The following is a 2,612-nucleotide window of genomic DNA, read 5'->3' as shown; positions in this document are numbered from 1 at the left end:
CCCGCAACACAAAGCTGTTGGTGGTGGCCACAACTTCGCCCGGCAACAACCCCGCGACTATTTCCCTCATTTCCCGACCCTCGTGCCATACTTTCCTCCCGATGCGGACCTTCCGCACGTGGAAGACTTTGTAGGGCAGGTGGTCGAAATCCCGGTCGCGAACGAACACGACGAAACAGTCACCCTCCCAGTGAACGGCTGATTCCGGGACCATGATGACGTCCCGCTCTTCGGCAATGAGAATTTCCGCCCAGCCGACCGTTCCCACGTGGTTTTCCCTTTCCGTAGGATCCAGCGTTGTCCACACGGCGACCAAGCGGGTCCGCTCGTCGATTAAAGGACTCACTGCGACGACCTCGCCCCGATCCGGCTCAACGTGGCCGCTGTGCCGAAAAATGGCCTGCTGACCTCGCCGAATCCGAGAGGCATCTTCCGGACGAACCCACACCGTAAGCATAAGCTGGTTCGGGTCACCCACCGTCATCAAAGCCTGACCGGCCACGACGTGCTGACCCGGACCCACAAAACACGACAACACCCTACCGGCCATCGGCGCGTGAAGCGACAACAATGGATCTCCGGGCAACGAGTTTTCGTCTGGGAGAAGATGCTGAGAAGAAGCTGACATGGCGCTCGGGGTAAGCCCAGGCTCGGTGGTACGGCACAGATCACCTTCGGGTTCGGCGGTGGTCCTCGCCACCCAGTTCAGCTTTTCCCGACTGATCCACTGCTCCGCACACGCCTGCTCCCATAGCGCCAGGGCTTCGTCCACCATGCGCGGCGCCACGGTGAGGCCTTTGAGCGACGTGAACCGGTCCATCTGAACACGTCGCAACGTCACAAGTTGAGCAGCCTTCCGTCCATCAGCGCGCCATCCAGCCACCTCGGCAGACTCCATCTTAAGGAGGAGGTCACCTTTTTTCACAGAATCTCCTTCCTGCCGGGCTATGTGCCGAACCATCCCTGCAAAAGGGGCGCTAATACACACTGTGCTTCCGAAACCGAGCTCTACGCGTCCCTGGGCCTCGAGGGCCTCCCGAAGCACGCCTCGGGTCACCGGCGCGACCTCCACACCCAATCCCGTCAACACGTCCACCGAGGCCACCTGCACCATGCGCTGGTGAAGAGTGCACTCGGGATTGATCGGACTATCTGATTCCCGAGATGCCCTTTCAAAGTCCACAGGCAAAACGCTCGGCGTCGCGGACAGCTCAGCGATCTCAGGATGGCACAGGGGGCATTCAGGAACGCGGTGCTTTTTGCACCATCGCGCCTGGAATCTCGTCTTGGGCCAGAGCTGCGGCGAACACCCCAGACAGAGTTCCTCCGGGACGTGATGCTCTGCGCACCATCCCCCGTGGGCGTGGTCCGAATCATTCTGCTCGGGAGTGGTGGGCATTCCCACGAGGCGAAGATGACCGATTAAACCCGGACCGGCACCGCTGCGGACCGCCACCGCTGAAATCACCATCCCCAACAGAAAGAATCCCGCGAAGGCGAGAATCGCCCTGATTGTTCGTCTCCGGCGAGACGCCCGGACGTGCGTTTCCTGATCGCGCCTGCTGACCATCGACTCAGACGAAAGATGCTGGACGTTCATGCTTCCCACCTCACTGTTCAGTCCACGTGGTCGGTTGCCAGGTCCCCACGATGTGGCCTATCCTGCTGAAGCCGGGAACTTAACGCCCGGCGCAGCTCATTCCAGAGCATGTCACTTCCCTGCACCACGACCCGCTCACCTGGCAGAAGACCCGCCACAATCTCGCGGCGATCTCCCCACGACCTGCCCACCCGAACCATCCGCGCCTGAAAGCGTGCACCTCCTGGCGGTTCCCCGGTGCTGTTTTCGACCACAAATACGCCCCACATTGTTCCATCGCGATGGAGCGCCTCTTTCGGCACGGACAGAACCTGACTCGCCTCGCCGACGACGATCTCGGCTTCTCCCCAGGCCCCCGCTTTCAGGACTTTTTGCTGATTCTTCACTTCGAGGTGAACACGAACCTGGGCTTTGTCAGGGTCGTCCACGGGTTCTACCCAGACGACGGTCGCTTCCTGGGCCTCTTGCGATCCCTCGGCGCGGACGACCGCCCGTTGTCCCGGGTGAACGCGGGCCGCGTCCTCTCCTTTCAGCGAAAGGACGAGCAGGAGCCGCACCGGATTGACCAAACGGCACACCAGCGCGTTCTGTTCAACCACCTGGCCCTCAGTCACGGGACATTCGATCAGAACGCCAGAAAACGGCGCCCGCAGGGGCAGCAAAGAGGCCGGAGGACTGTCCCCCAACTCTTTCCAGTAATCTTCCAGTCCCAGGGAACACAGCTCCTCGCGCACCTGAATCCAGTCTCGCGCGTCCGGCGAAGGATCAGGACGGGGAAGCCCGTAGCTGATCAGCGTTTCCGCGGCCGCCCTAAGCCGGAGGTTCGCTTCCGTCAACTCTGCCGCTGCCAATTGCTTTTCCTGTTGGGAAACCGGGGCCTGAACCAGACTCTCGGCCTTTTGTTTGGCTGCCTTGTGCTCGATCCAGGCCTGGAGATACTCCCCCTTCAACCGAACCAACTCCGGAGAATCAATCAGCGCGATGACCTCGCCCGCCGCAACCCACTCATATG

General features: G+C 61.3%; 2 protein-coding genes. Both read right to left on the bottom strand.

Annotation, left to right across the window (positions count from 1 at the left end; translation table 11 throughout):
• On the bottom strand, positions 1–1,600 hold a 1,600-nt coding region (locus H5U08_RS15345; protein ID WP_297034973.1), incomplete at its 3' end, for an HlyD family efflux transporter periplasmic adaptor subunit.
• Positions 1,601–1,617: 17 nt separating this feature from the next.
• The coding region (locus H5U08_RS15340; protein ID WP_297034970.1) for an efflux RND transporter periplasmic adaptor subunit at positions 1,618–2,612 on the bottom strand (995 nt) is incomplete at its 5' end.

This window comes from Thermogutta sp., assembly GCF_014359955.1.
Lineage (GTDB): Bacteria > Planctomycetota > Planctomycetia > Pirellulales > Thermoguttaceae > Thermogutta.
Note: the sequence above shows the minus strand (reverse complement) of the source record. Positions and strands in the feature narration are given on the sequence as shown.